The following is a 15,575-nucleotide window of genomic DNA, read 5'->3' as shown; positions in this document are numbered from 1 at the left end:
TCTGTCATGTACCGCCACTCGCCTGTCTCTTCGTACCGGCGCACGGTCTTGTAGTGCGCGTACAAAGGAGTCACCCCCACCCCGTTTCTCAGTCCCCCTTCTGGTCCCCGTCCGGCGCCATCGCGTCCTCGTCCTGGCTGACATCATCTACGTTGACCGCAGTCGCCTTGCTCCAAATGGCTTCGTGGGCCGATCGGACTGCGGCGCTTGCTTGAACGTCGAGGGGGTGATTACTGATACCCGCAGCCCCACACCATTCATGCTTGTGCTGATCATGTGGACCGCGCCGTTGTCGGGTATGAAGTAGCGGTCGTGGAGGTCTTGCCCTTCGACCAGCCGCACGTCCACTTCGTGCCGAGCCATTGTCATCGCTGCGGCGAATGGAGTGGCTTTCATCCCCTTGGCTTTTCTCTCGGTTGAACTCATTATGCGGGTCACGTTTGGCAGCCGCAATAAGTCCGGCAGTTGTTCGAGCTTGAGATAGGGGTCGATGATCATCACAGGCCCGAGTTCCGTGATTAGACCAAGGACTCTCGCATAAGCGATCGGATCCCCAGCACCAAGAACCGTTTGAAGAAACCCTGAGTCCGTAGCGCTTGATTCTGTGTCCAACGCATCGAGAGCCGCGCGACCTACAGCCGTGACTATCAGACCACTAGAGTGCTTCAGCGCCCATGCGAGTCGCACGAAGTGATCGGAGTAGGTCTCGGTTTCGGATCTCCCGAATATATTGCTGAAAGTTTTCCCCAGGTTTCCCGACTGCATCAGCGTCTGTGAGATACCTCCGATGGTGCGTGACGACCGGTCGGGCTGCTCCGCGTACGCATCGAGCTCCCGAGCGCTGGGGTGGTAGCCCGCGCGGTTGAGGGCGGCTAAGTAATGCAGGGCACGGTGGACATCTGGAGAAGCAAGCTCAGGCACGTTCTGAGGTTACCTTCGGTTGGCCCGACTCTACGGGCTGCACACCTGGCTGGTGTGGCTGACTGTCGCGCTGAGCGCTACGGAATGCGAGTTGCTGCGATCTCCGCCTGTCGCTCCTGCTCGGCGTCGCGGCTGGCAATCAGCTGCTGCTCCGTCAGGTCCGGCTCGGGCAGTCCCCCACTCGTGACCTCGGCGTGCCCGCTGTGCACCATACGAGCGAGCTGACTGGCTGCGTAGCCCTTACGAGTGCTCAGGACATCCCCGACGCTCTTGCCTCCGATGGCCTTCTTGACCTTCACCTCGAGGTGGGTGCTGCTCTGGCGTCGGTCGAAGGCGTCGAGCGAATCGGCTGAAAGCCGTGTGGTACCGATACGTGCGGGCAGCGCGCCGAGGATCCGCGCGTCCACTCCCCGGTCAGGTTGACGGTGCGGTCGCCGATGGTGATCTGTCCGTTGCGGGTGATCGCGACGTCGAGCCCGTCCACCGTGAGGCCCGTGTCCGGCACCCCGAGGCTGCGCAGGGTGCGTCCCCAAGTCTTCACTGCTTCGTCGCGTGCTGACACTCGCGCCTTGAAGTCCTCGACGGCAGCAGTGATTGCGGCGAGCCCTTCCTGCATCGCTTCCACGGAGATGTTGTCGTCGACCAGGAAGTCATTGAGCGCCTTCGTCAGCTTCTCGTTGCTCCCGAGGGCGTCACGTTCCGGACTTCTCGTGCCGTCGACCGTCGATCACGACGTAAGTACCCAGCTCTCCGCATCGCAAGCCGTTATGGGTCGGCACGAAGGGATGACAAGCGATGAGTGACGTATACAAGCGCGCAGATGGGAGCTACCGAGCGCGCTTTGAGTGGCGGGACGACGAGGATCGTCGTCGCGAGAAGACGAAAGTGTTCCGGCTGAACGGCGACGCGCAGCGTTGGCTCGACGACCAGCGGATTGCCTGGAAGGCAGGCGGCTGGGTCGACCCGAAGCACGGTGTTACCACGCTGCAGGACTACTTTGAGCAGTGGGCACCGCGGCAGCTGTGGGAGCCGACCACCGTGACGGCGATGACGCTAGCCGTGGACAAGTGCTCGTTCCGCAACGTTCGGCTCGACAAGCTACGCCGATCGCACGTCGAGCAGAGGGTTAAGGCGATGACCGCGGACCTGGCTGCGTCGACCATCCACACCCGAGTGAACAACGTCCGCAGCGTGCTACGTGCCGCGGTGCGCGACAAGTATCTCGGAGCCGACCCTTCAGAGGGCGTCGTTCTCCCCGACGCCGACGCGCTGCGCGGGCAATGCGGATCCCCACACCTGCCGAACTGGCGTCCGTAATCGATGCCGCGGACGATTGGTTCAAGACGTACATCCGCCTGTGCGCGTTCGCTGGGCTCCGTCTCGGAGAGGCCTCTGCGGTTCAGGTCGGCGACATCGCGTTCCTCGAGAGGAGGTTGCAGGTCCGCCGTCAGGTGCAGCGTGCTGGTGGACGGGAGGTTCGAATATCGCCGCCGAAATATGGCTCGAACGAGACGTGTACGTGCCGGACGAGCTCACCGCGGCCCTCTCCTGGCACATGGCAGAAGTCGGAGTTCGAGGGGATGAGCGCTGGTTCTTTGTCGGGTCCGGGGGCAACCCTCCGCACGGCAACACCATCTACTACTGGTGGGCGAAAACCATTGCCGCTGCCGGCATCCAGCCCTTCAAACTCCACGACTGTCGCCACTTCTTCGCGTCAGGCCTGATCGCCGCTGGCTGCGACGTCGTGACCGTTCAGCGCGCCTTGGGCACCACTCCGCCACCGTCACGCTGAACACCTACGCGCACCTATGGCCGGACGCGGAGGACCGGACTCGTGCGGCAACCGCAGGCCTCATGCGCCAGGTTTCCGAGACGAATGCGGCACTGGTGCGGCACCAAGTGGCGGATCCGCTCTAGATCCGCACAGATCCGGGGGTCTCAGTTGTTGAAGCGGAACTCCACCACGTCGCCGTCCTGCATGACGTAGTCCTTGCCCTCGATCCGGGCCTTGCCGGCAGCGCGGGCCTCGGCGATGGAGCCGGTCTCGACCAGGTCGTCGAACGAGATGACCTCGGCCTTGATGAAGCCCTTCTCGAAGTCGGTGTGGATGACGCCGGCAGCCTGGGGTGCCTTCCACCCCTTGCCGATCGTCCACGCACGGGCTTCCTTCGGACCGGCCGTCAGGTAGGTCTGCAGCCCGAGGGTGTCGAAGCCGATGCGTGCGAGCTGGTCGAGGCCGGACTCGGTCTGCCCGGTGGATTCGAGCAGTTCGGCGGCGTCGGACGGGTCGAGGTCGATGAGTTCCGACTCGACTTGCGCGTCGAGGAACACGGCCTGGGCGGGGGCGACGAGCGCGGCCAGCTCGGCCTTGCGGGCATCGTCGGTCAGGATCGCCTCGTCGACGTTGAACACGAAGATGAAGGGCTTGGCGGACAGGAGTCCGAGCTCGGCGATCGGCGCGAGGTCGATCTTCGTCGCGGACAGCAGGGTGCCCTGCTCGAGCGCGGCACGGGCCTCGCGAGCGGTCTCGAGCACGATCGGCTCGGCCTGCTTGAGCTTCCACGGTCTTCTCGTACCGCGGGAGCGCCTTGTCGATCGTCTCCATGTCGGCGAGGATCAGCTCGGTGTTGATGACCTCGAGGTCGTCCTTCGGGGACACCTTGTTGGCGACGTGCACGACGTCGTCGTCGGTGAAGCCGCGGACGACCTGCGCGATGGCGTCGGCCTCGCGGATGTTGGCGAGGAACTTGTTGCCGAGTCCTTCACCTTCGCTCGCACCCTTCACGATGCCGGCGATGTCGACGAACGAAACCGGCGCGGGCACGGTCTTCTCCGAGTGGAAGAGTTCGGCGAGCTGGTCGAGCCGCGAGTCGGGCAGGTTCACCACCCCGACGTTCGGCTCGATCGTCGCGAACGGGTAGTTCGCGGCGAGGACCTGGTTCTTGGTCAGGGCGTTGAACAGGGTCGACTTGCCGACGTTCGGGAGACCGACGATTCCGATGGTGAGAGCCACGGAAGAACAGTCTACCGGCGGCGGCCCGCCGGAACCGACCCGGGCCTCCAGTCCGTCCGTCAGAACCAGCGCAAGCCGGTCGTGGCAGCGTGGACCCCGTCGTCCGGACCGGGCGACAGGACAGGAGGACGTCGATGTGGTTCGAACGCGACGAGCGCGGTGTGCACTCGGTGGGCATGGGAGCGCCGGGGCTCCGGCAGCGCTTCGCACCGGAGACCCTCGCCGCCCTCGAGCGGGCCTCTCGCGCTGAGCTCGAGCAGCTGCACGATGCGATGGCCGAGCTCGAAGCCGACGTCCTGGTCGTCTACGACCCCGAGGACGACACGATCGACTACACCGAAGAGGACCGGTTCCGCGGGATCCCCCTCCCCGGGACTCCGCGTTCCCGGTCGTCACCGGCGACCTGACCGCCGGACTCACCGAACACGTCGAGAGCCTGCCGCTGCGCTGGCGACTGGACGGCGTCGCGGTGGCCTTCGAGATGGTGGGCACGCTGCTCGCGCCGTACTGGAAGCGCGAACGAGCCCGCCGGACGGCGACGTGGCGCGCGACGGCACGACGTCGGCGCAGCGGGTCCCGCTCGGCACGACGCCGCTGAGCGTCCGGCCGCAACGCCGAGGCGGCTTCCGGCGATGTCGGCGCCGCGTGCGACGATCGGAACCGTGCCGTTGAACTTCACCGCGATCGACTTCGAGACCGCGAACAGCTCGCCCGCCAGTGCGTGCTCCGTCGGGCTCGTCAAGGTCCGCGCGGGCCGGGTCGTTGACCGGGCGTCGTGGTTCATCCGCCCGCCCCTGGGACACGACGCGTTCCTCGAGTGGAACACCCGGATCCACGGGATCGTCGCCGAGGACGTCGTCCGAGCGAAGACGTGGGAGCAGCAGTACCCCGACCTCGTGGCCTTCGCCGAGGGTGACGTCCTGGTCGCGCACAACGCCCGGTTCGACATGGGCGTCATCGCCGGTGGGTGTTCGGCCACCGGCATCGACCTCGCCGAGCACCACTCGATGTGCTCGCTCGCGGTGGCCCGCAAGACCTACACGCTCGACTCCTACCGACTGCCGGTCGCCGCCATGGCCGCCGGGTTCGAGGGCTTCCAGCACCACGACGCCGCCGCCGATGCCGAGGCGTGTGCCGCCATCGTCATCCACGCTGCGGGCCGCCACGGCACCGACACGGTCGAGGCCCTGGGCGCGGCGACCCGCGTGACGATCGCTCCGGTCCGGGCCCGTGCCGAGAAGCCCAAGGCCTCGACGCCGCAGCCGCGGCTGTCGAACCGCCCGATGGTCTTCGCCGACTGAGCGGGCCGGGCAGGCCGGGCCGGCCGGGCCGATGGCGCCTGTCGCAGCCCCCACCGCAGCGCTACGCTCGGCGCTTGGCTGCGCCCACCACGATCGAACGCGAGACCGTCATCACGGCTCGCGCCGCGGACATCACCCCGTACCTGGCGGACCTGCACCGCTGGGTCGAGTGGTCGCCGTGGGAGGGGCAGGATCCCGCGCTGCAGCGGACCTACACCGGTGAACCGGGGACGGTCGGCTCGACGTACGCCTGGAAGGGCAACCGCAAGGCCGGTGCCGGTTCCATGGCGATCACCCGGGTGGATGCCACCGAGGTCGACGTCGACCTGCAGTTCACCGCACCGTTCCGGTCGTCGAGCGCGGTCGCGTTCCGGCTCGACGAGCTCGACGAGCTCGACGAGCTCGACGAGCTCGAGCGAACAGGCGGCACGCGGGTCGTCTGGTCGATGACGAGCCCGCAGAACCTCATGTCGCGCGTGATGGGCGTGTTCGTCAACATGGACAAGTTCCTCGGCGGCGACTTCGAGAAGGGCCTCGCCAAGCTCAAGGCCGCGGTCGAGCACTGACGGGAGTGGCACACCGGGGAGCAGAGCACCCGGTGGTATTGTCACGACAATCCCTCGGCATCGCTGCCGAACCCGCAATTCCCCCGAAGGACCGCGATGACCAACAAAGGCCAGCTGCCGTCCGACCTGTTCATGGACCTGGACCGGTCGGGTCCCATGCCCCTCTACTTCCAGGTGGCCTCGCGCATCGAGGAGTCGATCCGCTCCGGTGTGATGCCGCCCGGCGCCCGTCTCGAGAACGAGATCGCGCTCGGCGAGCGCCTCGGGCTGTCCCGCCCGACGATCCGCCGGGCGATCCAGGACCTCGTCGACAAGGGACTGCTCGTCCGCCGCCGCGGCATCGGCACACAGGTCGTGCACGGCCCGGTGACCCGCAAGGTCGAGCTCACGAGCCTGTACGACGATCTGGCGCAGGGGTCACAGGCACCGGCGACGAAGCTCCTCGAGCGCAACGACGTCCCTGCCTCGGACGAGGTCGCCGCAGCTCTGAGCATCGAGCCCGGCACGACCGTGGCGCACATCCGCCGCGTGCGGTTCGCCGAGGACGTCCCGATGGCGATCCTCGAGAACTACCTGCCGCCGGAGTTCCTCGAGATCACCGACCAGGACCTGCAGGACCACGGGCTCTACCAGCTGCTCCGGGGCCGTGGAGTGACCATGCGGGTGGCGAAGCAGCGGATCGGTGCCCGCGCGGTGACCGACGAAGAGGCCGGTCTGCTCGAGATCGAGGACGGCGACCCCGTGCTCACCATGAGCCGCACCGCGTACGACGCCTCGGGCCGCGCAGTCGAGTACGGCGTGCACTGCTACCGCCCCGACCGCTACTCGTTCGAGGTCACCCTCGTCGACAAGTAGGCGGTTCGCGCTGTCCGCCTGACGTCGAGGTTCCACGAACTGCCGCACGATTGACGCCGAGGTTCCACGGATGGCCGCCGAACGCCTCGAGATGCCGAGATTTCGGAACCTCGGGACAGACGAGACAGACGGGACGGGCGGGCTGGCACGGGCGCTCAGGCGAGGGCGGGCACGCCGAGCTCGCCGGTCACGTACTGGGCGCGGCCGAAGCCGAACGACCAGTCCTGCGGGCCGTTCTCGACGTAGCCGATGAAGACGTCCTCGGACGCGACACCGATCGCCGCCAGGGCGTCGTGGATCGCCGCGTACAGCGTCGTCTTCGCCTCGTCGGTGCGCCCGCGCTGCGTGAAGACCTGGATCACGACGACGCCCTCGGTGCGCTCGAACCCCAGGCCGGCGTCCTCGGCGATGATCTGCTGCGCCGGGTGTTCGGTGATCACCTGGAACCGGTCGCGCACGGGGATCGCGTACACGTCGACGATGGCCTGGTGGATCGCGTCGGCGATGGCGCGCACCGCCTGCGGCGTGCGGCCGGTGGCGAGGTCGATACGGACGAGCGGCATGGTGCCTCCTGCAGTTCGGGACTTTGTCCTGACAAACTAACATGGATCGAGACCCGGGAACAGACGGACGGGAGGCGCGGTGCCAGCTGGCACCGCGCCTCCCGTCCGTCGTCGGCGACCGCCTAGAGCACGGGGTCGCCGCCGCGTAGGTGAGCGGGCCGTCGACGCGCGCGACGTCGTGCCACGCGCCGTCGGCGAGGGACGCCTCCGCCGCCTCGACGATCGACGCAGCGGCCAGGCCGTCGGCGACGGACGGGGCGAGCTGCTCCCCGCGGCGGACGCTCGCGATGAACTGGGCGGCCTCGATCGTCTTCAGGTCGTCGTAGCCCATGGCCGTGCCGGCGCCGGGCTGGAAGCGCGCGAACTCACCGTCACCCGCGGCGACGTAGTGCGTGGCGTAGCCGTCGACCTCTTGGCCGTCGAGGTACACCTCGAGCTCGTTGAGCCGCTGGAAGTCCCACCGCACCGAACCCTTGGTGCCGTAGATCTCGAGCGTGTACTCGGCGTGCGGTCCCCGCATGACGCGGCTCGAGTCCATGGTGCCGACGGCGCCGTCCTCGAAGCGGAAGAGCAGGGCTGCGTAGTCCTCGTTCTCGACGCGGCCGAGCTCGCCGGTGGCGGCGGCGCTCCGGTCGACGATGCCCGCGGCCGGCTTCGGGCGCTCCTGGATGAACGTCTCGGCCAGTGCGCTCACGCTGGCGATCCGGCCGACGACGTACTGCGCCAGGTCGAGGCCGTGCGAGAGCAGGTCGCCGAGCACGCCCGAGCCGGCACGCTCCCGCTCGAAGCGCCAGGTCAGCGGCGCCGCGGGGTCGGACGAGTAGTCGGCGAGCAGCGACCCGCGCACGTTCGTGATACGGCCGAGGCGGCCGCTGCGGACGAGTTCGCGGGCCCGCTCGATCGCGGGTGCGTGCCGGTAGTTGAACCCGACGCTCGTGATGACACCCGCGCGCTGGACGGCCTCGTGGATCTGCCGGGAGTCGCTGGCGTAGCGGCCCATCGGCTTCTCGATCCAGAACGGCTTGCCGGCCTCGGCAGCGGCGACCGCCATCTCGCGGTGCAGGAAGTTCGGCGAGCAGATCGAGACGACGTCGACGGCCGGGTCGGCGAGGACCTCGTGGTAGTCGGCGACCGCCCGCTCGTAGCCCAGGCGGGTCACGGCCTGGTCGCGTGCGGCCTCGATCGGGTCCGCGGCGACGACGAGCCGTGGCTGCACGCCGAGCTCGGGGAAGTGATCGGGCAGGGCGCGGTAGGCGCGGGAGTGCAGCCGCCCCATCCAGCCGACCGAGACGAGGCCGACGCCGATGCTGTCCATGGGAACTCCTTCGTTCGTGGGCGCCGATTGGAGCGCGCCAATCATCGTACGGGATCGCTCGCGGTTTGTCAGTACAAACGCTGTGAGCAGAAGACGTCGGGTCACCTGGGGCGACCCGACGTCGTCTGCTCACGAAGTGGCTCGGCTCAGTTCGGCGGGAAGATGATGTCCCGCACCAGGGCGTCGAGCTGCGCGTCGGCGTCGAGGAACTGGCGCAGCGTCGTCACCGTGGCCCCGAACCGGTCGAACTCGTCGATCGTCATGCCGTCGACGTCGTAGCCGCGCGCGAACTCGGGCGTCGCTGCACGCAGGGCGTCGATGACGTCGGCCGGCACCTCGTCGTCGATGGCGTCCGGACGGAACGGGAACGCGTTCGCGTTGATGTCCTTCGTCCACTGGAACGGCGGCGAGACGACGAGGTCCCCGCCCTGGAACTCCGACCACTGCAGCGCGTTGCGGAAAGCAGCGACGAGCACACGCGACCGGAAGCCACGCTCCTGGAACACCCGGTAAGCGTTCTTCACCGCGGCGACACCGGCCCACTCGAGGATGCCGGGGTCGACCATGACGTGGTCCCGCTTGACGACGGTCTTCAGCCAGTCGTCGAACCGGCCGGCCATCAGCGTGACGACGTGGCCGAACTCCTGGTCGGGCAGCCCGTCGGCGGCACGACGGTCGAGCGCACGCTCGATGGCCTCACCGACGGTGACGACCTGCGGCACCGTGAAGGACACCGTCGCGTTGATCGAGACCCCGCGGTAGGCGGCCTCCTCGATCGCGGCGATTCCGACCTTGGTGGCGGGGATCTTCACGATGATGTTCGGGGCGAGCTGCGAGAACCGCACGGCCTGCTCGACCAGGGCATCGGCGTCGCGGTGGAAGCGCGGGTCGGTCTGCATCGACAGGCGACCGTTGCGGCCCCCTGATGCCTCGAACGCGGGCAGCAGCTGCTCGGCCGCCGCGATGGAGAGCTCCTCGACGGCCTTCCAACCGATCCAGGACTCCCCGCCGTCGGGTGCTCCGCGGCGATCTCGCGGATGCGCGGCACCCAGGTCTCCGGGTCCTGCTTGATGCAGGTGTACGCGATCACCGGATTGCAGGTCGCCCCGACGGCGCCGTACTCGTGGATCGCGGTGGACAGTTCGCGCGGGTCGGCGGAGTCGTTCCACAGGGCGGTCATGGTCTGCGACGCGGCCTGCAGGGTGACGGGTCGGACGTCGGCGTCGGTGATCGCCGGTGACGAGAGGGTGTCGGTCATCGTGTGAGTCCCTTCTTGATCGTGTCGAGCTGGAAGCGCGAGACCTGGTCGGCGTTCTCGTCCTCGGCGAAGACGCTCGACACCGCGACGGTGTCCTCGCGTGCCGTGAAGCCGACCCGGTCGAGAGCAGCCCAGAAGGCGTCGAAGTCGACGTCCGCCTGGCCGAGCGGCAGGTGCTGGTGCACGCGGACCGGGTTGCCGGGCGGGTTGGTGATGTAGCGGAGGCCGTGCGATCGGTGGTGGTCGTAGGCGTCGGCGACGTGCACGAGCTGCAGCGAGTCGCCTGCGGCGTCGATGATCTCGTCCATGTTCCCGCCGTAGTGGAACGTGTGGCAGGCGACGTAGACGAAGCCGATGCTCTTCGAGTTCAGCCCGCGGATCACCCGGAGTGCCTCGAGCCCGTCCTCGACGAAGTCGTCGGGGTGCGGATCGATGAGCACCCGGATGCCGGAGTCCTCGATGATCGGCAGGAGCTCCTCCATCGCCCAGTGGAACTGGTCCTCGGACTCCTCGGCGCGCTCGGGGCGGCCGGAGAACTCCGTGTTGATCGTGTCCACGCCGAGGCGCTTCGTGATCTCGATGACCCGCTTCCACTTCTTGACGGCGGCCTCGCGGGCCTCCTTGTCCGGGCCGGCCCAGCGCAGGACGGGCAGGACCGACGCGACCTGGACCCCGGCCGTCGTGCACGCCGCGGCGAACGCGTCGACGAGGTCGTCGTCGGCCGTGGGGTGCCGGTAGAAGGGGATGAAGTCCTTGTGCGGGGTGAGCTGCAGGTACTCGTAGCCGAGGTCGGCGACCTTCTGCGGGAACTCCAGCAGCGACAGGTCGTGGTGGTACGGCGTGGGGTCGAGTGCGATCTTCGGCATCGATCAGGCCGTCTCGTAGAACGCGGGCTTCGCGGTGGCGTACGTGATCGGCTCGAGCGCACCGGACTGCTGCGCTCGCACGGCGACCTCGGCGACGACCGAGGCGGTGTACCCGTCCCAGGCGCTCGGGCCGTCGATGCCACCGGTGCGCGCCGCGTCGACCCAGCGCTGCACCTCTTCGTCGTACGCGGCACCGAAGCGCTCGACGAACGACGGGGTGACGCCCTGCCCGGAGACGCCCTGCGACACGAGGTTGAGCGAGGTCTCGCGGCCGATGTACGCGACCCCGGACTCGAACACCGCGTCGGTCGTGACCTGGTAGCCGAACTGGGCGTTCACGTTGATCTCGACGATCGCCATGGTGCCGGACTCGGTGGTGAACAGCACGAACTGCGGCTCGGGCAGGTCGGCCGGCGCGAGCGAGTTCTTGCGCGGCTTCTTGACCTCGACGCTCGTGATCGCCTCGCCCGTGATGAACGGGATGATGTCGATCTCGTGGATCACCGAGTCGTGGATGAGCATCGACTCGCTGAAGTTCGGCGGCGTGGTCGGGTTGCGGTGCGCGTGGTGCAGCGCGAGCAGGGCGCCGTTGGCCCCGGACTCGCGCAGCGCGCGCAGCTCCTGGTAGCCCTTGTCGAATCGGCGCATGAAGCCGACCTGGATCTTCGGGCGGTCGGACGTCGCCTGCTCGAGCTCGACGATCCGCAACGAGTCCTCGGCCGAGGTCGTCAGCGGCTTCTCGCACAGGACGGCGAGACCGCGCTCGATCGCCGGCACCAGGACCGGCTCGTGCAGGAAGCCGGGCGTCGCGACGATGACGGCGTCGATCGCGGTGGCGTCGAGCGCCTCCTCGAACGACGCTGCGGTGATCGCGCCGGGCGCCTTCGCCGCGGCGGCGGTCGCGCGGCCGGCGTCGGGGTCGACGATCGCGACGACGTCGGCGCCGGCGATGGTCGAGGTGATGCGACGGATGTGGTCGCTGCCCATGGCGCCCGCGCCGACGACGGCGACGCGGAGGTTGTCAGTGGTGCTCATGGCGGTGCTCCTGGGGTAGATGACGCTGCGTGGTCGGCTGCTGGGGCCGGTCAGGACACGCGGGCGGCGGACGTGGATCCGAAGATGTGCTGGAAGGTGCGCTCCGCGATCGGGCCGGGGGCGTCGACCGAGCAGCCGTACATGTCCTGCTCGACGATGCCGAAGACGTCCGGGTTGATCTTCGCGACGGCCTCGATGATCGGGGCGAGCTCGGGGGTACCGTGCGGCGGCTCGGTCATGATCCCCTGCGACACGGCGGTGGCGAACGGCACGTCGTTCTTCAGCACGTCGAACAGCAGGTCGGTGTCGACCTGCTTGAGGTGCAGGTAGCCGATGCGCTCCGGGTGCGCGGCGATGAGCTTGAGGTTGTCGCCGCCGTAGTACGCGAAGTGGCCGGTGTCGAGGCAGAGGTTCGTGTAGGCCGGATCCGTCTCCGACAGGAACCGCACGGTCTCCTTGTAGGTGCCGACGTGGCTGTCCGCGTGCGTGTGGAACTGCTGGTGGACGCCGTACTCCTCGAGCAGCGCCTTGCCGAGTTGGTCGTGCCCCTTGCCGAGGCGGTCCCACTGCTCGTCGGTCAGGGTGCGCGACTCAAGGACCTCTTCCGTGGCGTCCGAGCGCCACAGGTCCGGGATCGTCACGAGGTGCTGGGCGCCGAGCTTCGCCGCCAGACCCGCGACCGCCACGGCCTGGTCCCAGGCGCGCTGGAACTGGTCCTCGCCCTTGTGGAACCCGGTGAACACCGTTCCGGCGGACAGCTTCAGCCCGCGCGACTCGAGCTCGTCCGACAGCTGCGACGGATCGGTCGGCAGGTAGCCGTACGGTCCGAGCTCGATCCACTCGTACCCGGCGGCGGCCGCCTCGTCGAGGAAGCGCTTCCACGGCACCTGGCCGGGGTCGTCGGGGAACCAGACGCCCCACGAGTCGGGGGCGGTGCCGATCCGGATGGCGTCGGTGGCGGTGGCGGTGTCGGTCATGACGTCGTCGTCTGCTCTCTGCGTGTGGTGTGTGTGGTGGACGGTGGTGCTCAGCCGAGCAGCGGGCGCTGGGCGGCGACCTGCTGCTCGTACTCGGCGCGGGCGGTCTGCGTGCTCGACAGCGTCGAGGTCTGCGCCACCGGCACGTCCCACCAGCCGTCGCCCTCGGGGGCGTAGACCAGCGGGTCCGAGTTGATGTGCACGAGGGTGGTGTGGTCGTTCGCCTTCGCCTGGCGCACCGCGGCCTTCAGGTCCTCGATGCTGTCCGGGCCGGGCTGGACCTCGATCACGTCGACGCCGTACGACCGCGCGTTCGCCGCGAGGTCGACCGGCAGCGGGTCGCCGTTGTCGAACGACTGCGTCTCGTCCAGGTAGCGGTACTTCGTGCCGTAGCGCTCGGACCCGACGGTCTCGGACAAGTGCCCGATCGACGCGTACCCGTGGTTCTGGATGAGCACGACGATGATCTTGATGCCCTCGGCCACGGCGGTGACGAGCTCGGTGTGCAGCATGAGGTAGCTGCCGTCGCCGACCATGACGATCGCGTCGCGGTCCGGGGCGCCGCGACGGACGCCGATGCCGCCGGCGATCTCGTAACCCATGCACGAGAAGGCGTACTCGACGTGGTAGCCGAGGGCGTCCTGCACGCGCCAGAGCTTGTGCAGGTCGCCGGGCAGCGAGCCGGCCGCCTGGATGACGACGTCGCGCGGGTCGGACACCGACTGCACGGCGCCGATGATCTCCGGCTGACCGGGCAGGTCCGCGCCGGACGGCGCGAACGCGCCGTCGACGGCTGCGTCCCACGCCGCCTTCAGCGACGCGATCTCCGCAGCGTAGGCGGCGTCGACGACGAACGCGGGCTCTGCAGGTGACGATCCGGACGACGCGAGCGACGCGGTCAGCGCGACCAGGGCCTCCCGGGCATCCGCGACCAGCGGCAGCTGCGAACCGTGCTTGTACGCGTCGAACGCGGCCACGTTGACGTTCACGAACGTGACGTCCGGGTTCTGGAACGCGGTCCGCGACGCGGTCGTGAAGTCGCTGTAGCGCGTGCCGATCCCGATCACGACGTCCGCCTGCGCGGCGACCGCGTTGGCGGCGGCCGTGCCGGTCGCACCGATGCCACCGAGGTACTGCGGGTGGTCCCAGACGAGCGAGCCGCCGCCGGCCTGCGAGGTGCCGACCGGGATGCCGGTGGCCTCGACGAAGGCAGCGAGCTCGTGTTCCGCGCCGGAGTACAGCACGCCACCGCCCGCGACGATCACCGGACGCTGCGCGCCCCGGATCGCGGCGACCGCACGCGCCAGCGGCCCGTGCTCGGGCAGCGGCCGACGGATGTGCCACTCGCGCGGCTGCAGGAACGCGACGGGGACGTCGAACTCCTCGGCCTGCACGTCCTCGGGCAGGGCGATCGTCACGGCACCGGTCTCGGCCGGGTCGGTGAGCACCCGCATCGCGGCGAGCGCGATCGAGAACAGCTGCTCGGGGCGCTCGACGCGGTCGAAGTAGCGCGACAGCGGACGGAACGCGTCCGTCACCTGGATCGAGGTGTCGTGCGGCAGCTCGATCTGCTGGAGCACCGGGTCGGTGGTCCGCGTCGCGAACGTGTCCGACGGCAGCAGCAGTGCGGGCAGGCGGTTCGTCGTCGCGAGTGCGGCAGCGGTGAGCATGTTCGCGGCGCCCGGGCCGACCGACGCCGTCGCCGCGAAGGTCGCACGGCGGCGGTGCATGCGGGCGAAGCCGACGGCCTCGTGCACCATCGCCTGCTCGTTGCGCGCCTGGTGGTACGGCAGCAGGCCGGGCTGCTCGACGTGGAGCTGCTTGATGGCCTGTCCGACGCCGGCGACGTTGCCGTGCCCGAAGATGCCGAAGATCCCCGGGATGGTGCGTTCGCGGACGTCGCCGTCGACGGTCCACTGGTTCGCCAGGAACTCGACGAGTGCCTGGCCGACGGTCATCCGGCGCGTCGCGCCGGCTTCGCGCGTGGTGGTGGTCACGCGGACTCCTTCTCGTAGGGCAGGCGCGGGTCGAGCTGCTCGCTCGCCCATGCCTGGCGGACCCAGCCGTGGGCCGGGTCGTCGGTGATGTTCCAGACGCGCTCCGGGTCGGGCCCGGCCATCACGTTGAGGTAGTACATGTCGTAGCCCGGAGCGGCGACGGCGGGACCGTGCCAGCCGTGCGGCACCAGCGCGACGTCGCCGGTGCGCACTTCGCGGAACTCGTCGATCGGACGATCGTCCGAGGCGTAGGTCCGGTGCAGGGCGAACGGGTCGGCGGAGGCCGGAGCGGAGAGGCCGCGCGCGACCGCGGACTCGTAGTAGTAGATCTCCTCGAGGTTCGACTCCTTGCCCGGCACGTTCGTGTCGTGCTTGTGCGGCGGGTACGACGACCAGTTGCCGGCCGGCGTGATCACCTCGCACACGATGAACTTGTCCGCGTCGAGAGCGGCCGGGGTGCCGAAGTTGTGCACCTGCCGGCTCGACTGCCCGGCACCGCGGAGCTCCACCGGCACGTCCTGCCGGGCCACGTACGTGGTCGGCTTGACGGTGTCGGTGGGCGCCTCGGCGACCGCGAACCGGCCTGCGCCGGTGATCGTCGCCGCGGTGCCGGACCCCAGGTACAGGACGTCGGTGGGGCCCTCGAAGACACTCGCGCGCCCCTGCAGGGCCTGCTCGCCGTCGCCGGCGGCGCCTGCGTAGGTCACGTGGAACGACCCGGCGAGCGGCACGACGATGCGCTCCACGGCGTCGGACGGGAGGCGCAACTCGCGCGTGCCGGTCGGGTCACCGTCCGTCAGGGTGCCGGTCCGGAGCCCGGTGTGCACCCATCCTGCGATGCGGCCGTCGACGACGTCGGTCCAGCCGGCCTCCGGCCGGCTCCCTTCGGGATGAACCACTGGTCGTGC

At 68.9% G+C, this 15,575-nt stretch carries 16 protein-coding genes and 2 pseudogenes; 6 read left to right on the top strand and 12 right to left on the bottom strand.

Annotation, left to right across the window (positions count from 1 at the left end; all coding sequences use genetic code 11):
• Nucleotides 1-147: 147 nt before the first annotated feature.
• From JN350_RS07430 to JN350_RS07420, 3 genes are all read right to left on the bottom strand, one after another.
• Nucleotides 148-921 carry a hypothetical protein gene (locus tag JN350_RS07430; RefSeq protein WP_205464100.1) on the bottom strand — a complete coding sequence of 258 codons (774 nt, stop codon included), beginning with the start codon at nt 919-921 and terminating at the stop codon, nt 148-150.
• Between the two features lie 77 nt (nt 922-998).
• Nucleotides 999-1,220, bottom strand: a complete 222-nt coding sequence (locus JN350_RS07425) for a hypothetical protein (RefSeq protein WP_205464099.1) — start codon at nt 1,218-1,220, stop codon at nt 999-1,001.
• Entirely contained in the window at nt 1,217-1,546 is a 330-nt protein-coding gene (locus JN350_RS07420) for a hypothetical protein (protein ID WP_205464098.1), read from the bottom strand. The genes JN350_RS07425 and JN350_RS07420 overlap by 4 nt, the downstream gene beginning before the upstream one ends.
• Before the next feature lie 170 nt (nt 1,547-1,716).
• Between JN350_RS07420 and JN350_RS07415 the strand changes: the two genes are divergently transcribed.
• Both JN350_RS07415 and JN350_RS07410 read left to right on the top strand, forming a co-directional pair.
• On the top strand, nt 1,717-2,238 hold the full coding sequence (locus tag JN350_RS07415; RefSeq protein WP_205464097.1) for a hypothetical protein: 522 nt from the start codon (nt 1,717-1,719) through the stop codon (nt 2,236-2,238).
• Between the two features lie 202 nt (nt 2,239-2,440).
• Complete coding sequence (locus JN350_RS07410; protein WP_205464096.1) at nt 2,441-2,713, top strand: tyrosine-type recombinase/integrase; 273 nt, start codon at nt 2,441-2,443, stop codon at nt 2,711-2,713.
• Nucleotides 2,714-2,859: 146 nt separating this feature from the next.
• On the opposite strand, the pseudogene ychF reads toward JN350_RS07410, so the two are convergent.
• Nucleotides 2,860-3,934: pseudogene (gene ychF, locus JN350_RS07405) on the bottom strand (redox-regulated ATPase YchF).
• Between the two features lie 134 nt (nt 3,935-4,068).
• Here ychF and JN350_RS07400 point away from each other — a divergent pair.
• From JN350_RS07400 to JN350_RS07385, 4 genes are all read left to right on the top strand, one after another.
• Nucleotides 4,069-4,341: a class-II aminoacyl-tRNA synthetase family protein gene (locus JN350_RS07400; RefSeq protein WP_205464095.1), complete on the top strand. Its 273-nt coding sequence runs from the start codon at nt 4,069-4,071 to the stop codon at nt 4,339-4,341.
• Between the two features lie 255 nt (nt 4,342-4,596).
• Nucleotides 4,597-5,235 carry an exonuclease domain-containing protein gene (locus JN350_RS07395; RefSeq protein WP_240347606.1) on the top strand — a complete coding sequence of 213 codons (639 nt, stop codon included), beginning with the start codon at nt 4,597-4,599 and terminating at the stop codon, nt 5,233-5,235.
• A gap of 74 nt (nt 5,236-5,309) precedes the next feature.
• Complete coding sequence (locus tag JN350_RS07390; protein ID WP_205464093.1) at nt 5,310-5,801, top strand: SRPBCC family protein; 492 nt, start codon at nt 5,310-5,312, stop codon at nt 5,799-5,801.
• Between the two features lie 96 nt (nt 5,802-5,897).
• Nucleotides 5,898-6,656, top strand: coding sequence for a GntR family transcriptional regulator (locus JN350_RS07385; RefSeq protein ID WP_205464092.1), 759 nt, complete (start codon nt 5,898-5,900; stop codon nt 6,654-6,656).
• A gap of 155 nt (nt 6,657-6,811) precedes the next feature.
• Here JN350_RS07385 and JN350_RS07380 read toward each other — a convergent pair whose 3' ends face one another.
• From JN350_RS07380 to iolB, 8 genes and pseudogenes are all read right to left on the bottom strand, one after another.
• Nucleotides 6,812-7,219 carry a tautomerase family protein gene (locus JN350_RS07380; protein ID WP_132099569.1) on the bottom strand — a complete coding sequence of 136 codons (408 nt, stop codon included), beginning with the start codon at nt 7,217-7,219 and terminating at the stop codon, nt 6,812-6,814.
• Nucleotides 7,220-7,460: 241 nt separating this feature from the next.
• A pseudogene (locus JN350_RS07375) lies at nt 7,461-8,495 on the bottom strand (Gfo/Idh/MocA family protein); the annotation flags it as partial.
• A gap of 185 nt (nt 8,496-8,680) precedes the next feature.
• On the bottom strand, nt 8,681-9,703 hold the full coding sequence (locus JN350_RS07370; protein WP_240347605.1) for a transaldolase family protein: 1,023 nt from the start codon (nt 9,701-9,703) through the stop codon (nt 8,681-8,683).
• Between the two features lie 85 nt (nt 9,704-9,788).
• Nucleotides 9,789-10,658 (bottom strand): sugar phosphate isomerase/epimerase family protein, encoded by an 870-nt coding sequence (locus JN350_RS07365; RefSeq protein ID WP_205464091.1) that lies wholly within the window; start codon nt 10,656-10,658, stop codon nt 9,789-9,791.
• A gap of 3 nt (nt 10,659-10,661) precedes the next feature.
• On the bottom strand, nt 10,662-11,693 hold the full coding sequence (locus JN350_RS07360) for a Gfo/Idh/MocA family protein (RefSeq protein WP_205464090.1): 1,032 nt from the start codon (nt 11,691-11,693) through the stop codon (nt 10,662-10,664).
• Between the two features lie 50 nt (nt 11,694-11,743).
• Nucleotides 11,744-12,670 (bottom strand): sugar phosphate isomerase/epimerase family protein, encoded by a 927-nt coding sequence (locus tag JN350_RS07355; protein ID WP_205464089.1) that lies wholly within the window; start codon nt 12,668-12,670, stop codon nt 11,744-11,746.
• A gap of 50 nt (nt 12,671-12,720) precedes the next feature.
• Nucleotides 12,721-14,628 carry a 3D-(3,5/4)-trihydroxycyclohexane-1,2-dione acylhydrolase (decyclizing) gene (gene iolD / locus JN350_RS07350; RefSeq protein WP_205464391.1) on the bottom strand — a complete coding sequence of 636 codons (1,908 nt, stop codon included), beginning with the start codon at nt 14,626-14,628 and terminating at the stop codon, nt 12,721-12,723.
• 35 nt (nt 14,629-14,663) lie between these two features.
• On the bottom strand, nt 14,664-15,566 hold the full coding sequence (gene iolB / locus JN350_RS07345; RefSeq protein WP_205464088.1) for a 5-deoxy-glucuronate isomerase: 903 nt from the start codon (nt 15,564-15,566) through the stop codon (nt 14,664-14,666).
• Between the last annotated feature and the right edge of the window lie 9 nt (nt 15,567-15,575).

It is taken from the genome of Curtobacterium sp. 24E2 (assembly GCF_016925595.1).
In the GTDB taxonomy this organism is placed as follows: domain Bacteria; phylum Actinomycetota; class Actinomycetes; order Actinomycetales; family Microbacteriaceae; genus Curtobacterium.
This window is presented reverse-complemented; position numbering and strand designations above follow the sequence as displayed.

What these genes read in the sequence shown, in the direction of transcription:
- JN350_RS07360 (WP_205464090.1), bottom strand. Translation starts at nt 11,693, where the DNA reads ATGAGCACCACTGACAACCTCCGCGTCGCCGTCGTCGGCGCGGGCGCC.
- JN350_RS07400 (WP_205464095.1), top strand. Translation starts at nt 4,069, where the DNA reads ATGTGGTTCGAACGCGACGAGCGCGGTGTGCACTCGGTGGGCATGGGA.
- JN350_RS07385 (WP_205464092.1), top strand. Translation starts at nt 5,898, where the DNA reads ATGACCAACAAAGGCCAGCTGCCGTCCGACCTGTTCATGGACCTGGAC.
- JN350_RS07355 (WP_205464089.1), bottom strand. Translation starts at nt 12,670, where the DNA reads ATGACCGACACCGCCACCGCCACCGACGCCATCCGGATCGGCACCGCC.
- JN350_RS07415 (WP_205464097.1), top strand. Translation starts at nt 1,717, where the DNA reads ATGAGTGACGTATACAAGCGCGCAGATGGGAGCTACCGAGCGCGCTTT.
- JN350_RS07380 (WP_132099569.1), bottom strand. Translation starts at nt 7,219, where the DNA reads ATGCCGCTCGTCCGTATCGACCTCGCCACCGGCCGCACGCCGCAGGCG.
- iolD (WP_205464391.1), bottom strand. Translation starts at nt 14,628, where the DNA reads ATGACCGTCGGCCAGGCACTCGTCGAGTTCCTGGCGAACCAGTGGACC.
- JN350_RS07365 (WP_205464091.1), bottom strand. Translation starts at nt 10,658, where the DNA reads ATGCCGAAGATCGCACTCGACCCCACGCCGTACCACCACGACCTGTCG.